This is a genomic window from Desulfitobacterium sp. PCE1 (genome assembly GCF_000384015.1).
GTDB lineage: Bacteria > Bacillota > Desulfitobacteriia > Desulfitobacteriales > Desulfitobacteriaceae > Desulfitobacterium > Desulfitobacterium dehalogenans.
This window is the reverse complement of record NZ_KB913023.1, coordinates 490,406-507,110: the sequence shown is the minus strand read 5'-3', so window position 1 is coordinate 507,110 and position 16,705 is coordinate 490,406. Positions and strand designations below refer to the sequence as shown.

Genomic DNA, 16,705 nt, shown 5'->3' with positions numbered 1-16,705 from the left:
CATTTTTGAAGAATGATTTGCAGCCTTTTTCCCGTCTAAAGCGTATATAGGGTGAAGGAGGTGAAGGAAATGGCCTATAAGTCTGCCCGGCCGGAGGACTTTGAGGTGTTGGTAACCACCCATGAAAACAGACTTTACCGCACGGCACTGGCGATTACAGGAAACATCTCCGATGCCGAGGACATCGTGCAAGAGGTGTTCCTGCGCGCCTATGAGAAGGCTCCCCCATTTGAATCGGCGGAGCATGAAAAGGCGTGGCTTCTGCGGGTGACCGTAAACTTGTGCAAAAGCCGTCTGCGCTCACCTTGGCACAGGCGAAGGGAGCCTTTTCTCAACTCTTATCCTGCTTCAGAACCAAAGCAGCATGAATTGCTGGAGCAGATCATGGCCTTACCTTCCAAATACCGCACGGTCATCCATTTGTTCTACTATGAGGATTACTCCATTAAAGATATTTCTGATCTGACCGGACAAAAGGAAGCTACCGTAAGAAGCCACCTGACTCGTGCTCGTCAGAAGCTCAAGCTTTCTTTAAAGGAGGACGATTATGAAAGCTTATAAGGAATACATGAATAACATTGAAGTTTCTAAGACCTTACACCAAAGACTTATATCCTGTGCCGGCAAGGCCCAGCCCCAACACCGGCCTCCTCGGATCAGGCGCTATGCCACAGCTTTGGCTTGTCTTGCTCTGGTCCTGGTCAGTGTGTTTACCCTCCCCCGCTTAATGGAGCACCCTATAGCGCCGGGACCGAATGATCCAGGGGTTTCTCAGTCCGGGGATACCTTAAGCAAATACCCATTAATCTTTAATCAATCCCGCGCCCACCTTGCAGCATCCAATATCGCAATTCCCGGTCATTTTTGGCAGGAGCTGACTGCGGGCGAGCTTGATGCTGTTTTCCCTGGCCTTACAAACACCCGGACTATCTCGGCAACCGCAAATTTTTCAAGTGATGGACATGAGGCCACTTTATTCAATATCGACGCCCGTGTGACGTCCCCATCCGGTCTTGAGACCACTATCCAGCTTGCCCCCGGCAATGTGCAGCTTGACTATGTGTTTGATGTGGAAGCCAAAACCTCCGATATCCTCGGAACAGAGGTTACGGCGGGATATTTTGAGACCCGGCCCAACAGCCGGGGGCTGAGGAACATCATCTACTTTGCTTCCTTCAAGCTTTCCGACCTGGCTTACTATGTCGAGCTTGGCGGTCCGGAAACTGAAAAGGAGTATCTTAAGCAGGAAATCTCAGAGCAGATTGGGCTCCTGATCGAGGGAGGCAAGGCCGATCTTACGGTGCTGCATCCTGTCCTGCCCGAACTGCGGGAAGAGAGGCTCACACTGGAAGAAGCCCGGGCCGATGCAGATTTCGGTGTCTATCTGCCGGCGGCCCTGCCGGAAGGGTTTGCTTTTGAGGATGCTCTGCGCCATATCAATCAGATAGAGGATGCTCTGTTTGTCCATTGGACAAAAGGTATGGGCTATATCGATTGGCGGGTTTCCCTGCTGGAGGATAAGGATAAAGGGCGGATCACATCGGTTGCCCATAAACAGAATTATGACCTATCCCTCTATCCCATTCCCCGGGCTGATTCTATCCCTAAGGAGCTGAGAGAAATCGTGGATAGCCCTATCTTCCTTAGGGATGAAGTGACTCTGGATACAGTACGGGCAAGGGCCTATGAGGTTGCCGATGCCGGGGATGAGCCGGGTCAGCGGATGGGCTTCAGTGTGTTGTATGGGGATGTCCTGGTGGAGATCGGGGTTAAAGGCGCTTCGCCGGAGGCTGTATTTGAGATTCTGCAGGGGATTGGGAAGTAATATCCCTTGACAACACCTTGTACACTTTGTTACAATATCAAGGAGATACTTAGGAAAGCTTGTGCCCACAAACCAAGAAGAAAGACTTTTGTAATTTTATACAAAAATAGCCCAGTTCTTTGTAATTTTCTACAAAGACTGGGCTTTTGCTTTGACCATAATGGGATCTTAACTAGCCGATCATGCTAAAGTATTTTCGTCCCTCTTGGCGGGTAATAAAAAGTGGAGGGCTTGGTTAAGCGCAACGTCGGCAAAGGAGCTGTCAGGCGCAGAATCTTGTCCGTCGGATTCCCCTGGATTTCCCTTAGCTGCAAGGCTCCCGTGACGCAGGCCTGCACACAGTAAGGACTATTCCCTTTATCCAGCCGCTCATGACAAAGCTGGCACTTGCCGGCTTTACCGGTCTGAGGATTGAACTGAGGAGCGCCAAAGGGACAAGAGGCCACACAGGATCTGCAGGAACCGCATTTATCCGGAAAATGAAGGACGATGCCGTCCCGTCGCTTGGCATAAGCTCCGGAGGGGCAGACCCGCATGCATTCAGGATTAGCGCAGTGATTGCAGGCTGTGGAGAGGAAGAAACGGGAAACCTGACCCCGGTCATAATCCGCATTCTCCACCTGCCGCAATTTCCGCCAGGTCAGGGAAGGGGGTAAGCGGTTATGATTAGCGCAGGCTTTGATGCACGCCCCACACCCCAGACACCGGTTCACATCCAAAAAGAAACCCAATTGCTTAGCCATATCTTCCCTCCTCAAGAGGTGGTTTTCCTGATTCCCACAAAGGTCTCGTTCAAGGCCAATCCATAAGCCCCTGTGGCATATTTCCCCATATCGGTTAACTCGCCAAGGTTAAGCAGGTTCAGATGGGGGGACTTTAAATTGGCCCGGTTCTCCTGGTAGATCACGATCACTTCTGTTCCGATGCTTGGGTCCGGCTCTATAGTGACCGGGAGACTCCCTCCCCGATTCCATAGGATGGCTTTATCCCCTCTGTGCAGGCCATAGGTTTCAGCGGTTTTGGGGTTGAGACGGGCTTTCGGAAAGGTGTTGTTCTCACGAAGACTTTCAGCGCCGCCGCTGCTCTCTTCGGAATACAGATACACCTGGGAGTTCAGCCCGGATAAATGATGAGGTGTAAGCAGACGCAGAGGAGTCTCCGCAGGTGGTTTGCGTGAAGGGCGGTAAATGGGCAAAGGAGGAAGGCCCCATTCCTGAGCTTTTTTCGAGTAAAACTCGTATTTGCCCGAGGGAGTTTGAAATTTCCGCTCCTGCCAGGCGGTCCCGGAATAGTTTACTCGTCTGGGGCCCTTAAGAAGGTCCTCTGCCGAGTGGATTCCCAGTATCTCCAGCATCTCCGGCCCGATGGCACCAAGGACCCACTCCTTTTCCGATCCTTCCGTAGGAAAGGCCGAGCTTCCCGGCGAGCTCTGATTAAGGCGTTTGGACAGGTCCCAGGTAATCTGCAGATCGGAGCGGGCTTCTCCCACCGGTTCAATGGCCGGTTCATTGATCCCGATATAATAATGCCAATAGCTGGCATGGAGATCCCAATGCTCATAATGGGTGGTCACAGGGAGAAAGAGGTCTGCGGCAGCGGAGGACCGAGTGTGAAAGAGGTCACTAACCACGATGAGCTCCAGGGTCTCGCTGAGTCTTTGCCACTCGGCATGATTGGCATCCTGCTGAAAAGGGTTACGGCTGGCGATCCAGAGCATTTTCACAGGGGGATTGGCCTCTAAGGCCAGCTGAGGAAACTGATTAATATCCAGCTCCCGGTCCTGAGCATAGCCGCATTGGGAATGAGCTAAGGGCCCGGAAAAACGCCAGGTTTCAAAATGCCCATACTGAACTCCTCCGCCAGGCCGGCCGATATTCCCGGTCAGGGCACCTAAGGCATCGATGGCTCTCAGATTCTGCCCCCCGTTGGTATAACGCTGAAGGCCAAAGCCTGCCCAGATACAGGCCGGCTTCGTGGCCCCATACTCCAAGGCCAGTTCTTTCATAGTATCTATGGAAACCCCCGTCACTTCCGAGCATTCCTGGAGATCAACCTTCAGCTTCAGGTAATCCATGAATTCTTCATGCCCCAAAGAATAGTTCGGCAGCTCCGGGTCTGTGAGCTGATGGTCCACGATGATTTTTGCCAAGCCTAAGGCTAAGAGCCCATCCGTACCTGGATTCACCCGCACAAATTGATGAACCCGGGCAGCCGTAGCTGAAAAATGAGTATCCAGACAAATGACCTTGGCCCCGTGATCCATAGCCCGAAAAATGATCGGCATTTGATGAGCGGCATTCCAGGCGGGATTGGCTCCCCAGATCCAGATGAGTTTAGCCTTCTCCATATCCAGAGGGTCGGAGCAAAAAAAAGCCCCGAAATCGAAGACCTGAGCCTCTACCCCTGCCGACCAGCAAGGAGAGCCCACGGCTCGGGTCGTAGGCCCAAGACCTGTCATAAAGGCCTCTAAGGCATTGTGCATGATTCCGAAATTGCCGGAGTATTTGTTATGGGCTATGGGAAGAGTGGTCCTGTATTTTTCTTTGATGGAAACTATTTGCCGACTGATGATATCCAAGGCTTCATTCCAGCTGATCCGTTCCCATTGGCCCGAGAACCTTTTGCGCTGACGCATGGGATATTTGACCCGGTGAGGGCTGTAAACTTTATGGATCTCATCCATAACCTTTGGGCAGAGCTTGCCGCGGGTATAACCCTGGGAAGGATTACCCTCAATGGATACCAGTCTGCCATTGCGGGTCGTGCTGATGATACTGCAGGTATCGTAACAATTCCGGGGACAAATATGGTGATATAAGGTGTCCATGCTGATCCCCCCTTGCCAAGTATCTCGTCAACCATAATTTCGCTAAGGGTGAGGGATTTCCTGCTTATTATTTATGGGAAGTGTTAATCCTGTCACCATTAACTTAATACCAAATCTCTTATTTGCTCCTACTTATGATATACTATTTTATACGCTTTTATCACGGATAGGAGTGAAGATTGGTTAATACGTAGATAGAGGACGCTTAAGATGGACCATATTGATTTTGATCAAGGATCATTGACCGTAACTTGGGCCGGACGTTCAATTTCCTTACTACCCAAAGAATATGCTCTTTTGGAGTACCTGTACGAGCACTTGCAGCAGACATTTTCTCGAAATCAACTCTTAGATGCTGTATGGCCTTTAGAATCACCCATTGATCGAACTGTTGATGATCATATCTATCGTATTCGAAAAAAAATAACGCCTTGGCACCCCTTGGTTAGGATCGAAACGGTACGAGGGGTTGGTTATCGTTTAATCACGGAGCAGCCAAAGTCTGAGCATAATCTCTTACTTCATGCCCCTGCTTTTACGCAGGAGATGCAAAAAATCAGTAAGCTCTACTTAAAATTCGGCCGCGGCGATGCTCTTCTTGCGCTCCGCCGCCACAAGGAAACTCTCGGTGTAGCATGGGATACTTCCTTTGAGATATTAATTCGCATACTGGAGGGAGATGTTCGTTTCCTTGTGGAAGATGAACGCATCCCCTTTTCTGATCGAGCTTTTCACTTACTTTATTTGAATCAACTCCTCGATCCCCACGAGAATCGCCACTATGTGGAGGCTGTTTTGCAGAAAGAACTTCTTCCGAGCGTATGGCAGTACGAGCTGGAGAATATAATTATCATTTCGATGCTGATGGATTGGGGTGATTACGATAAGGCCAAAGCTAAATTAGACTTCTTATCGGCCGAAGTATCACGCCAAGGTTGGGATGGCCTGATACCCTACGTTGCCAACTTAAAAATTGAATATGATCTACATATTGGGGACTGGGAAAACCTCACGATTGATATAAAGGATGCGGAAAACCTGCTACACCAATATCCTTACCAGCGGGAGCAAGGTCAATTCAACATACTAAAAGGTATCGCCCTCAACAGGGTACTTCCCCATGATGCACTGTCCTTTATTGAACTGGGTCATTCACTTCTAACCGAATCGCACTTTTTGCCTCATTTGATCAGAGGCATAAGTACCGTGAGGTATTTTGCAAAAAAGTTCGAGTGGGAGACTCTATCGGGGCGTTATGACAACCAGTGGAACCAACTGTCTCGCCGCATTGGGCTTGCTCAAAGCAAAGAAAAAATAAATGAGCTGCTGCAAAAGCATTTAATACACCTCTGATATTCTTCTGACAAAGTTTTGTTACTTTGAAAGAAAGAACTATTGGAGGTTTTTTCGTGAGTATCATTGAACAGCCGTTTAGCAGTCCACTGTGCATTCGAGGTTTTCGCCGATTAATAGGCGGACAAGTACTCTCAGACCTTGCCAATTGGCTGGACTTTATTGCTTTGAGTACTCTTATTATTTACACCTGGGGTTATGGTTCCGCGGCTATTGCTGCCTTATCGATCTGTATGGGGCTGCCGTGGGTTATTATCGGTCCTCTGTCAAGTGTAAGGATAGCACGTTTACCCGGAAGGCATGTCTTAGTCGTATGCGACTTGCTGCGGGCTGGGATTGTCTTTGGAATGATATGGGCACCCTCTCTTAACGTTCTATTAACTCTTGTGTTCTTAAAAATGAGTATAAGCGCAGTCTTCGACCCCGTTCGTCAAGGTGCCATTAAAGGTTTAGTGGAGCCGGGACTACTTGCAAAGTCTATTTCCCTAAGTCAGCTTTCCGTAAACTCTTCGAAAGTTCTTGCTCCCATAGCGGGAGGAACACTGATTGGTTGGTTCGGGGCTGAGTCAGCTTTCATCGTTGGGGCAAGCTTCTATGCTTTTTCGGCCTTACTGTTGTGCGGATTGCCTCAATGGGGTGTGCCGGAGGAAACAAATCAAAGACAAAAGAAAGACCTGCGTGAAGCGTGGAACCATATCACTTGTCGGCCTTTGTTAAAGTCCGGAATCCTCTATACTGCTGCAAGTTTCTTCTTAATCTTTTTGTATGATGGATTATTCATCATTTTGACGAAAGCTGCCGGGCTAACAGAAGGTCAATTCGGATTACTCCTTGGTTCTGTCGGCATGGGCAGTGTGATCGGCGCACTATGTGCCGGACAGTGGAGAGGTTGGGAAAAAGATCCTTTATCTCGTATGACTTTGGCGGGAATGACATCAGGCCTGCTTCTTGCCTTTGTCGGTCTTAAAGCTTGGGGGACACTCCCTGGCACTCTGTGGTTTTGGGTTGTCTTATGTGTGTTGATAGGACTATGCAGCGCTCAGACTGCTGTGGCTTTTGGATATATTTTGCAAACCGAAACGACCGATGATACCGTAGGACCTGTGTCGGCTTTAGCTAACGCCCTGCAGACAGTCTCTATGTTGATTGCCCCGATATTAGGTGCTATGGCAGTTCCATTAATCACTCTTGGAGGGGTGTTTTTATCCGCGGGCACTCTTATGTGCGGGTTAGCTTTACTTTACCGGTTGATCTATATGGGTTGCAAATAGGATAGGGTCCATTTTTTCATCCTCGATAAATATTTTTCAATATAATTTTTCACTTTTTAGGTGTATAATTTCCATATATATACTTCTTTCTCAATTAAAATTAATAGATAAAAAGGGGGGAGCGCTATGAACCAACAATTAAGGGAATTGCAAGCAGAACTTCAGGAATTAAAAGACCGGGTTGCCTTTCTTGAGAAACAAGCAGGAGTATCTGGACCGTCCGCTTTAAAACAGCCCGTTTTACCACAAAGAGAGCTGCCCATAGAAGGTCAAAACGAACGACCGCCCATGAGACCCTCTCTCCCTCCCAAAAAAACGAGTCTAAAAGGTATGAGTGAGGAAAAACTTGCTGGCACCTGGTTTAACCGGTTAGGAATCCTGGCAATCATGTTGGCTGTTGCATTCTTTCTCAAATGGTCCTTTGATAACCACTTTATCGGCGAGTTGGGCCGCATCGTCATCGGTCTTGTTATTGGTTTAGGCTTCCTCGGAACCGGCGAATATTTTCAACGCAAAAAGTTCGTTATCTATGGTCAAGGGTTCACTGGCGGAGGCATCGCCATCCTCTACTTCTCTATCTTCTCAGCATTTGTTTTTTATCATTTAATTTCCCAACCTGTTGCTTTTGTCTTGATGATTTTAATCACGCTAACCGCTTCCTTGCTTTCTATCCGGTACGATTCCCCTGCCGTCGGCATCATCGGTATTGTCGGAGGCTTTGCCACACCGTTCTTATTAAGTACAGGTCAAATCAGTCAGGTTGTTCTTTTCACTTATGTTGCCATTCTTGATGCCGGGGTTCTATTGGTTGCCTATTTTAAAAAATGGCCAATTTTTAATTACCTTACCTTTCTATTCTCCTATATGTCCTTTATTGCCGGACACATCAGCAGTCCTGAAGCCTTTAATCCCCTGCGCTTCAATACGCTCTCTTTCAGCTATCTTACCTTGTTTTTCCTGATTTACTTAGCCATTAGCTTTACTCGAAATATCCGCTTAAAGGAATCCTTTCTCTGGGCGGACATCAGCCTAATTCTCCTTAATGCCATCGCCTATTTCTCATTATCATATCAACTGTTGGTAGACCATATTGAAGGCTGGATCGGATTCTGGGCAGTTTTCCTGGGGCTAATCTACCTAATCATGGGCGTACTCATTTACCGGCGGTATCCCGGAACCCGAAGCTTAAGCCTGACACTATTAGCACTTGCTGCCGGTTTCATTACCCTGGCAATCCCCTTGCAATTAGACGGCTATTGGGTCACTATATCGTGGGCACTGGAAGCCGTGATCATTTTCTATCTCAATCTTAAGATCAATCCTCAGAAGATCCCACTGGCCGGTTTTTTGATCCTGACATTCGCAATTATTTCTTTGTTCACATATCCCTTTACGATTACGGGTGAGGAGTTATGGGTCTTCTTAAATAAGGCTGCGGTTGCGTTTCTTTTTGTTATCATCGCTACGGCCTCCATTGTATGGCTTTTTTACCGACACACCCGTAAATTCGAGGCAAAGGTGAATTCTATTTTCCTCCTCAGTCTCCAAGTTGCGCTTAACCTGCTGATTATTATCTTCTTAACTCTGGAGATCAATGCCTATTATGATTATCTCTGGTCTTTGAATAGCGATGCGGATTACTCCCAATTGGACAGTTCTCAGAACTTGATCCTGTCGCTTGTTTGGGGCTTGCATGCTGCGATACTGATCGTTTTGGGATTCTGGCGCCGCCTAAAAGGGATTCGTTGGTTCGGGTTGGGCTTCTTGGGTATCGTAATTTTCAAGGTATTTCTTTACGATCTTTCTAACCTTTCCACGCCCTATCGGATCCTTTCGTTTATGGGATTGGGCATCATCTTGCTGGCTATATCCTGGATCTACCACCGTTATAAAAATCTGATCGTGGGAGATGATGATTTTGAGTAAATCCATCCCGCATATTCTGGCCAGCTTTTCGCTGTGTATGATGATCTTGTCCATAATCTTCCCCATTCCGGCATATGCTGCGATCAGTGACTTTCGCTATCGTGCTCCAGTCACTGTTAATTCGACTGCCGCTTCCTATAATCTTCTTGAACTGACCGACGAAGTTCTCGGACAAACTGAGATTGGATCTCTAGATTTACGCCTCTATAACGGCAATGAAGAGATTCCCTATGCACTCGTTACTGAACGAGATTTTGACATCGCTACCCAAGTTGAACGTGCAAAAATCCTCAATCAAGGAAAAGACGCCCAAGGAAATCTGCAACTTGAAGTGCTTGTTCCTTCAGGCCAATGGATCAAACAATTGGCAATCATCACCTCAGCTAAAAATTTTATCCGCAGCGTAAACGTTGAGGGTAGCCATAATCAGCAGGATTGGATCACGCTTACCGAAAATAGCACGATTTTTGACCTGACTGATGAACAGAAGTCCCGACACTTCGAAGTCAATCTCCCCCAAACGAATTTCCCCTATCTTCGACTAATCATTAATAATGATGGAAAAGGAGACTTCCATTGTGACGGTGTTAGTCTTTCTCTTCAAAACCAAGCTGTTGCACTGAACGCAACTGAACGATCCTTTTCCATGCTCGCTCAGAGCAATAATGATGGCGTTCAGGAATACACGTTTGATTTGCATCAAAGCCATCTTCCCGTGGAAGAATTAGAAATCATCACCGATGCCGTGAATTTTAATCGCAGAGCGGAGATCTATGCCAGTGACAACAATAAGGACTGGGATCAGCTTGCCCAGGGTGAACTCTTTTCCTATCAGCTGGATAAATTAACAGCTAAGCAAAGTATGCTCAAGCTCAACTCAAATGTCCGTTATCTTAAACTGAAAATTATCAATCAGGATAATGCCCCATTAGACATCCGGAGAATACGCATGAGTGGCACAAATCCGTTACTAGTTTTTCCAGTCAATCCAACAAAGGAAACCTCACTCTACTGGGGAAATCATCAGATTCAAGCCCCTATTTATGATATAGAAAAATTCAAGGGTAATATGGACTTTTCAAAAATTCCTCTAGCTTCCCTGGGAGCTGCAACAGAAAACGATGCTTACCAGTTTAAAGACATTCGCCCCTGGACGGAAAGAAATTCTTGGCTGCTGCAGGGGATTTTGGTCATCGTCGTAGTCTCTCTCCTAATCATCATCGTCCGCAGTATCCGTAAGATCTCTTCGGAATGATCCTATACCGCTAAAGCAAAAAACACCCCGGACCCTCCGTATCAACGGTATGGGTCCAGGGCTTTATAAGGGTTACATTAACGCTGTAATGTGTATTCCCACAGCACTGGCATAGAAGAGTCCTCTGCCTAGAAGTTCTCCTACTACACCGCAGGTGAGGGCGAGGAGGATGAGTTGGGATTGAGGATTTGCTTTTTTGCTTATAGCATTGAGGATGAGGAGGATGGGGAGAATCCAGCCGGCTACCGCTCTCAGCCAGAATACAGGGCTGGTGAGAAGAACTTGGGCTGTGGTCGCTCCCTCGGGAGTGGCCTCTAGGAGTGAGAAGTAGAGGAGATAGAGGATGGCGCTGACGATGACACTGCCCAAAGCGATGCTGAGAATCTGCTTCATCTCCCCTGCAGCCAATGCCTTGCGGCCTAAAACTGCAGTGACCAGGGTACCCAGGATAATGCCGGTCATCAGGAAGAAGATCGTCGGTCCCAAGTTATTCCAGGCAGGAACCCGGGGCAGGGTGTAAATCAAGGCACTGCTGATAATACCCAGAAAGCCCAGGACCGAAGTAAGGGCTAAAATTCCGGTGAGCTTGCTCCCCGGCTTTCTGGAGAGGAGGGCCAGATAAGCCCAGGCTCCAAAGGTAAAGACGAAGAGAAGGATTTCCCGGCTTAACCAGGAGGTGCCCAGATGGGTTAAAGCCCGATAAGCGGCCAAGGGATGTCCTAAGTGGAAGAGGGAGGCGATCATCGCTGCCGCCAGGAGCACCCCTGAGACCAGGACGGAGCTTTGGATAAAACTTTGATACTCAGGGCTGGCCGGGACAGCCTGTTTACCCCGTTTTCTTTCCAGCAGCCAGAGACAGAAGATGATTCCCACGGATGTTTGACCAAGAACGGTAAAGAGCACTAACGGCCATTCCCAATGTCCCATTATACATCCCTCCTTATTTGCTTCCCTTGTTTCGGGCCGATAAACCGTATGGACGGATGGGTGACTGCCGGATCAGGCATTCCCGGCAAGGTGGTCAGAACGCCGGTCTTTAAATCCAGTTCATCGGTAATCTCCACCATCTGTAAAGCCTCGGGGATACAGGCAGCCACACAGGCCGGCTGCTCCCCCTGATCCAGGCGCTGATAACAAAGATTGCATTTTTCTACTTTTTTCACTGTGGTGTTGAATTGGGGACGGTCATAGGGGCAAGCCATGGTACAGAGCTTGCAGCCGATGCAGCGCTCCTGATCATGGATGACAATGCCATCCTCCCGTTTGGTATAAGCCCTGACTGGGCAGACCCTCAAGCATTCCGGGCTTTCGCAATGGTTGCAGCCCACAGAGATAAACATCCGGGTGGGGAGGGAAAAATCCTTTTCCCGAAGCTGATAGACCTGACGCCAACGGACCGAGGCATCGCTTTGATATTCATTCTTGCAGGCCATTTCACAGCCCCTGCAGCCGACACATTTTTCCGAATTATGCAAGAAACCTAATTGCTTACTCATGCTTCATCCCCTCCTTACGCCTTTTCGATGGCTACAAAGTTATCGTGGAAGGCAATACCATCCATCCCTGTGGCTTGTTTACCCATATCAGCAGGAATAGCTTTCACGGTATAGTTCACATTGAACTTGGAATCTTTGTACCAAGCCTCATAGCTGACGATGACATCGGGAGAGGTGGTCCTGGTCAGGTGTGCTTTAATCGTCACTTCTCCTATGTCATTGTAAATCCTCACCTTATCTCCCTCGGCAATACCATGTTTAGCAGCAAGCTCAGGATGAATCTCGACAACGGGTTCAGGGTTGGCCGCCATCATCCAGTCAAGGTTTTGGAATTGTGAGTGGATTCCATGCTGAGGATGGGGTGTCATAAAGCGGATTGGGTATTGGACAGGGGCTTTCATTTCTTCCACCCAAATGGGGATAGCAGGGAGGCCGTTACCGGCTGCCAATTCGCTATGAATCTCGATTTTCTTCGAGGGTGTACGGAAGTTGCCATCAGCCCAAGCGACCGTGAGACTATTCGCTTTGCGTGGACCATCCAGCAATTCTTTATAACTGGAAATTCCTAAGAGGGCATGAATTCCGTCATTGAATTCTTTTGCTGTCCATTCTTCGGGATCACCCTCTGTGGGGTAGGTACAGGATCCAGGCTCTAAGGCATTCATGGCTTTGGACAAGGCCATGGCGATTTCCACATCGCTCTTGCTCTCATACATAGGTTCAATAGCCCGTTGATTGATGCCTACCCAGTGGTGCCAGTAACTGGCCATAACATCCCAGTCCTCAAAGTGAGTAGTGGCGGGCAGGACGATATCGGATAACTCCACATTCTGATTAAAGAAGGAATCTACAGTGACCACCAGTTCCATGGAGTTAAACATCTTAATAATGTCATTGGTATCCGGGTCTTGGGAAACGGAGTTCCGACAGGCGAACCAGAGCATTTTTACCGGGGGATCGGTTAAGGCTTGGACGTCGGCAGCAAAGTTATTCATGTTAACGGCGCGATCCGTATAGGTTCCGTCAGCCCCTGGCATCCCCACTGAACCTTCCGGCGCAGGCATGACCATGGCATGATAGTTGAAGCCCCAGGTCTCCAGATGTGCGTAGTTGACGCCGCCGCCGGACTTGCCCACATTACCGGTCATTACACCTAAAGCATCAATGATTCGAACATTTTGCCCACCATTGGTGTGCCGCTGCATACCATAGCCCACCCAGATGGAGGCCGGTTTGGCAGTAGCATACTCATGGGCCAGTTGAATGATCACATCCTTGGGGACACCGGTTTTTTCCGCAGCCCAGTCCAGGGTGATATTCTTCTTGACATAATCTGCCCACTCATCGAAACCAATGCTGTTCGCTTTGACATAATCCCAATCCACCAGGTTATTATCTAGGATGTAGCGGGCCATGCCCAGGGCAAGGGCACCATCGGTACTGTTTTTGATCTGAATATAGAGATCCCCTTTGGAGGCAGTTGAGGTCAGAATCGGGTCAATGACAACTAATTTAGCTCCCCGCTCCTTGGCTTTCATAATGAAGGGCAGGGTGTGAATACCAGTCCAAGCACAGTTTGATCCCCAAAGGACGATGTAATTAGCATTGGCCATATCTTCGGGGTCATTATTGACAATGGTACCGAAGTCGTAGGTTTGGGAATCGATACCTGCCGGCCAACAAGGAGTTCCCACTGCTCTTGTAGTGTAACCAATACTGGACATGGTTCCTTCAATGCCATAGTGGGTAATGCCAAAGTTTCCGGAGTATTTATCCATACAGATAGGGAGGGTTGAACCGTAACGCTTTTTCAAATCCAGGATCTTCCCGGCAATGGTATTCATAGCTTCATCCCAAGTGATCTTCTCCCAGTTCCCTGAGCCCCGGGGCACTTGCTTCATGGGATACTTGATCCGATCCGGACTATACACCCGGCGGGTATAGTTATACCCTTTAAGACAAAGCTTACCATTGGTATAGGTACTCTTGGGATCTCCCTCTACTTTTTTTAGAACCCCGTCTTCTACAAAGGAGATCTGGGCGCAGGTGTCATAACAGTTGCGGGGACAGACATTGCGGAAGGTCTTAACTCCTGCTTCAGCCCCGGCAGCATTCACGAAATCCGATTTAGCCAGCATGTTAAAACCGAACAACCCGGCCCCGGCGGTGACTGCTGCAGTACCCCCGATAAATTGACGTCGAGTGATCTTCATAATTTACCTCCTTTTTTGTGCAACTCCATGTGTAGGATTGGATATTGGAATAAATCTCACCGAACAGGTACCACAACCCGCTGCATGATCTCTCCCAAAGCAAGGTAGAAGGGCTCTCTGGCTGAGGCGGATAGGGCCTTGACAAAACCGGGAAGCCAAGCGGCAAGATGCTCCTGACAAAAAGCATTGTAATTCTCGATAAAGGCTTCGGCTTTTTTGGGTTGGTTTCTCTGTTCACGTTTTAAAGCCTGAGTCAGGAGATAAGCGGCAAATTCCAGTTCTGTGGCGATGAAATCATCCGGTTCGTTGCTTTGACCTGCCAAGGACAGGCCCTGGGAGCGGTACCAGCGGCGGACATCCAGGGTGGATTCCTGCATCACTTGCCTTTCTCCATGGCGGTACACCGACTCATAAGGGGGTGCCGGAGGGGACTGGGGCCCTATGAACAGCCGATTAAATTCGTAGACCCATCTCTTTTTATCATCTTCTGCGTGGACCTTGAGCAGCTGATCAAGCAGCTCCCGATCCTCCTTCTGATCCCCTGCCTTTTCCTTTAACCACTTCCTATAGGCTTCAATTAACCCTGCCAGGGTCTGCTCGAGCTTCTCTCCCCCTGCGGAGAAAACCCGGCTGAGAGCCATCAGTGTCTCGACTCGGATAGCAAGATTCCGGGTGCGTGCCGTTCCTGCAAGGGGACACATCAGCTCTGCCATTGAAATCCCTCCCTCATTCTTGGTTTAGTGAATTATTTCTTTTTCCTAACTCCACTTTACTTGTTTGCCTTTATAGAACTTCATGAAAATTTAACACTTCCTTCGTAACAAAAAACAAAACCCTTGCCTCCCATAAGGTGCAAGGGTAATACTTTGTCGAACTTTTTAGACTCTTTTGAAGGGAGAGATTTTAACAGAACGGTTTATTCCTGCCACAAGGACTTAAGCCGGCCTATTTTTAAGGCGATAAACAAATTCATCCGGGTTTCCAGGCTGCTCAGATCCCGATCCAGGACCTCGGCGGCCTTCTTCAAACGATAGCGCAGAGTATTGGGGTGGAGAAAGAGCCGGTCTCCCGCTTGATTCAAGTCGCCGTCCGAAGCCAGATAAGCCAGCAAGGTCTCCTCCAGGTGCAGATTATTCTCCTGGTCGAATTTAAGCAAAGGCCCTAAGACCTCATTGCGAAAATCCTCCAGCTCCTGCTGCTCAAGCTTGAGCAAAAGCCGCATGACCCCCAAATCCTGAAACAGAATCACCCGCTCCTGGAGATTAAACAATTGCCCCAGCTCCAATGCTGATTTAGCCTCCTGAAAACTACGGTGGATAAAGCGGGTGGAAGGATAAAGATTGCCCACCCCAAACATCATGGACCGCTCCTCATTCAGGCCTTCCAGTAAGATCAAGAGGGGGCTGAGAAGTTTTTTGGCTGTGGCCTCCCATTGACTGAGGGGAATCATCCCTTCCAAGGGATAAAGAAGGACGATCTGATCATTGCGTTCCAGGAAGATGGTCCGGGGCTGATTCCGCAGTACCATGGACACTGCATCCAAAAGTTCCTGAAAAGCCAGCTGGTCCGCCGAGTCCGGGTCGTAGCCGGGAATCTCCCCTACGATCACCAGATGAGGCTTGGTCAGATCCATGCCCCAAAGCTTGCCCCTTGATTGCACTACTTCCAGGGAATCGAAATTATTGTAGAGCAGGTCAAAGAGAAAATCCCGATAGTGCTGCCGCTCCGTATCCTCCACGGATTGGGCTTTAGCCAGCTCAAAGTAAAGGAGAACCGCTGTCTTATAGAGGAACAACCTCCCCACAGGGTCCAGTTCCCCATGCTCAATTCCCAAACCGATGTATCCCAACACCCCCTGATGGCCTGCCAGAGGATACCAGCTTAAAGGGATGTCCTTATACTGGGAGTCGTTCCATTTTCCTATGCCCAATGGGGTCTCCATCGTTAAATCCATGGATTTGAAATGGGACAGCTTCGGCGTCACAAAAGAAATGGGATGAACGGGAAGGCATTCCCCTCCTTCCCAGGACAATACCTTAAAGTGTTTATCCAAAAGAAAGAGGTCGATTCCCAGAGTTTTTCTGAGTTCTGCAAGAATACTCAGCCCGTATCCCTGGGTAATCTGCTCAGTTAAATCCCTTGTGAAGGCTTCACAGGTACCAAGAATTCTTCCTTTTTCCCGCCCCACCCAGTCCGTCGCCTGGGCGCAGAAGTCCTCCCAGGTGGCAGAGAGTGCGCAGATAAAGCTGCCCTGAGTACACTGTGTCTTTTCCTTACCTTCTGTTATACAAAGACGAAGGTATTTCCCCTGATACTCCAGGTTCACATGCATACCGACTAAGGGCAGGCTCAAAGACTTGCCTGAGGGCCGACCCTCTTGGTCCCCAAAGGACAACGTTTGGATCGCCTGGGTCAGCATCTCTTCCTGAAAAAGGGGATCTTCACGAAGAGGTTCCAGCTTCTGCTGTTCAAGAAAACGCCCCAGGGTCACTCCCTCAGGCAAACGATGATCCAAGCCCCTCACCTTCCTACGCAGCAT

The 16,705-nt window shown here is 48.7% G+C and carries 13 protein-coding genes; 6 read left to right on the top strand and 7 right to left on the bottom strand.

All coding sequences use genetic code 11. From position 1 onward, the window contains the following. Nucleotides 1-69: 69 nt before the first annotated feature. Together DESPCE1_RS0102545 and DESPCE1_RS0102540 are read left to right on the top strand one after the other, a co-directional pair. Nucleotides 70-561 carry an RNA polymerase sigma factor gene (locus tag DESPCE1_RS0102545; RefSeq protein WP_019849353.1) on the top strand — a complete coding sequence of 164 codons (492 nt, stop codon included), beginning with the start codon at nucleotides 70-72 and terminating at the stop codon, nucleotides 559-561. Then, the gene (locus DESPCE1_RS0102540) at nucleotides 548-1,825 is read left to right on the top strand and encodes a hypothetical protein (protein ID WP_019849352.1); all 1,278 of its coding nucleotides are present in this window, start codon (nucleotides 548-550) and stop codon (nucleotides 1,823-1,825) included. Before DESPCE1_RS0102545 ends, DESPCE1_RS0102540 begins: the two co-directional genes overlap by 14 nt. Nucleotides 1,826-2,010: 185 nt before the next feature. Here DESPCE1_RS0102540 and DESPCE1_RS0102535 read toward each other — a convergent pair whose 3' ends face one another. Continuing rightward, nucleotides 2,011-2,568: a 4Fe-4S dicluster domain-containing protein gene (locus DESPCE1_RS0102535; RefSeq protein ID WP_019849351.1), complete on the bottom strand. Its 558-nt coding sequence runs from the start codon at nucleotides 2,566-2,568 to the stop codon at nucleotides 2,011-2,013. Between the two features lie 11 nt (nucleotides 2,569-2,579). After that, nucleotides 2,580-4,652 carry a molybdopterin-dependent oxidoreductase gene (locus tag DESPCE1_RS0102530; RefSeq protein WP_019849350.1) on the bottom strand — a complete coding sequence of 691 codons (2,073 nt, stop codon included), beginning with the start codon at nucleotides 4,650-4,652 and terminating at the stop codon, nucleotides 2,580-2,582. Between the two features lie 210 nt (nucleotides 4,653-4,862). Between DESPCE1_RS0102530 and DESPCE1_RS0102525 the strand changes: the two genes are divergently transcribed. The 4 genes from DESPCE1_RS0102525 (at nucleotide 4,863) to DESPCE1_RS0102510 (ending at nucleotide 10,457) form a co-directional block, all read left to right on the top strand. Then, on the top strand, nucleotides 4,863-6,005 hold the full coding sequence (locus DESPCE1_RS0102525; RefSeq protein WP_019849349.1) for a winged helix-turn-helix domain-containing protein: 1,143 nt from the start codon (nucleotides 4,863-4,865) through the stop codon (nucleotides 6,003-6,005). Nucleotides 6,006-6,061: 56 nt separating this feature from the next. After that, nucleotides 6,062-7,276: an MFS transporter gene (locus DESPCE1_RS0102520; protein ID WP_019849348.1), complete on the top strand. Its 1,215-nt coding sequence runs from the start codon at nucleotides 6,062-6,064 to the stop codon at nucleotides 7,274-7,276. Between the two features lie 126 nt (nucleotides 7,277-7,402). Continuing rightward, nucleotides 7,403-9,202, top strand: a complete 1,800-nt coding sequence (locus tag DESPCE1_RS0102515) for a DUF2339 domain-containing protein (protein WP_019849347.1) — start codon at nucleotides 7,403-7,405, stop codon at nucleotides 9,200-9,202. Beyond that, nucleotides 9,195-10,457 (top strand): DUF3999 family protein, encoded by a 1,263-nt coding sequence (locus tag DESPCE1_RS0102510; RefSeq protein WP_019849346.1) that lies wholly within the window; start codon nucleotides 9,195-9,197, stop codon nucleotides 10,455-10,457. Before DESPCE1_RS0102515 ends, DESPCE1_RS0102510 begins: the two co-directional genes overlap by 8 nt. A gap of 72 nt (nucleotides 10,458-10,529) precedes the next feature. On the opposite strand, the gene DESPCE1_RS0102505 is transcribed toward DESPCE1_RS0102510, so the two are convergent. The 5 genes from DESPCE1_RS0102505 to DESPCE1_RS0102485 all read right to left on the bottom strand — a co-directional run bounded on the left by DESPCE1_RS0102505 (nucleotide 10,530) and on the right by DESPCE1_RS0102485 (nucleotide 16,705). After that, entirely contained in the window at nucleotides 10,530-11,384 is an 855-nt protein-coding gene (locus DESPCE1_RS0102505) for a DmsC/YnfH family molybdoenzyme membrane anchor subunit (RefSeq protein ID WP_019849345.1), read from the bottom strand. Continuing rightward, nucleotides 11,384-11,953 (bottom strand): 4Fe-4S dicluster domain-containing protein, encoded by a 570-nt coding sequence (locus DESPCE1_RS0102500; protein ID WP_014792456.1) that lies wholly within the window; start codon nucleotides 11,951-11,953, stop codon nucleotides 11,384-11,386. Before DESPCE1_RS0102500 ends, DESPCE1_RS0102505 begins: the two co-directional genes overlap by 1 nt. A gap of 14 nt (nucleotides 11,954-11,967) precedes the next feature. Beyond that, nucleotides 11,968-14,166 (bottom strand): molybdopterin-dependent oxidoreductase, encoded by a 2,199-nt coding sequence (locus DESPCE1_RS0102495; RefSeq protein ID WP_019849344.1) that lies wholly within the window; start codon nucleotides 14,164-14,166, stop codon nucleotides 11,968-11,970. Nucleotides 14,167-14,222: 56 nt separating this feature from the next. Further along, nucleotides 14,223-14,879, bottom strand: coding sequence for a molecular chaperone (locus tag DESPCE1_RS0102490; RefSeq protein ID WP_019849343.1), 657 nt, complete (start codon nucleotides 14,877-14,879; stop codon nucleotides 14,223-14,225). Between the two features lie 203 nt (nucleotides 14,880-15,082). After that, nucleotides 15,083-16,705, bottom strand: coding sequence for a helix-turn-helix domain-containing protein (locus DESPCE1_RS0102485; RefSeq protein ID WP_028305428.1), 1,623 nt, complete (start codon nucleotides 16,703-16,705; stop codon nucleotides 15,083-15,085).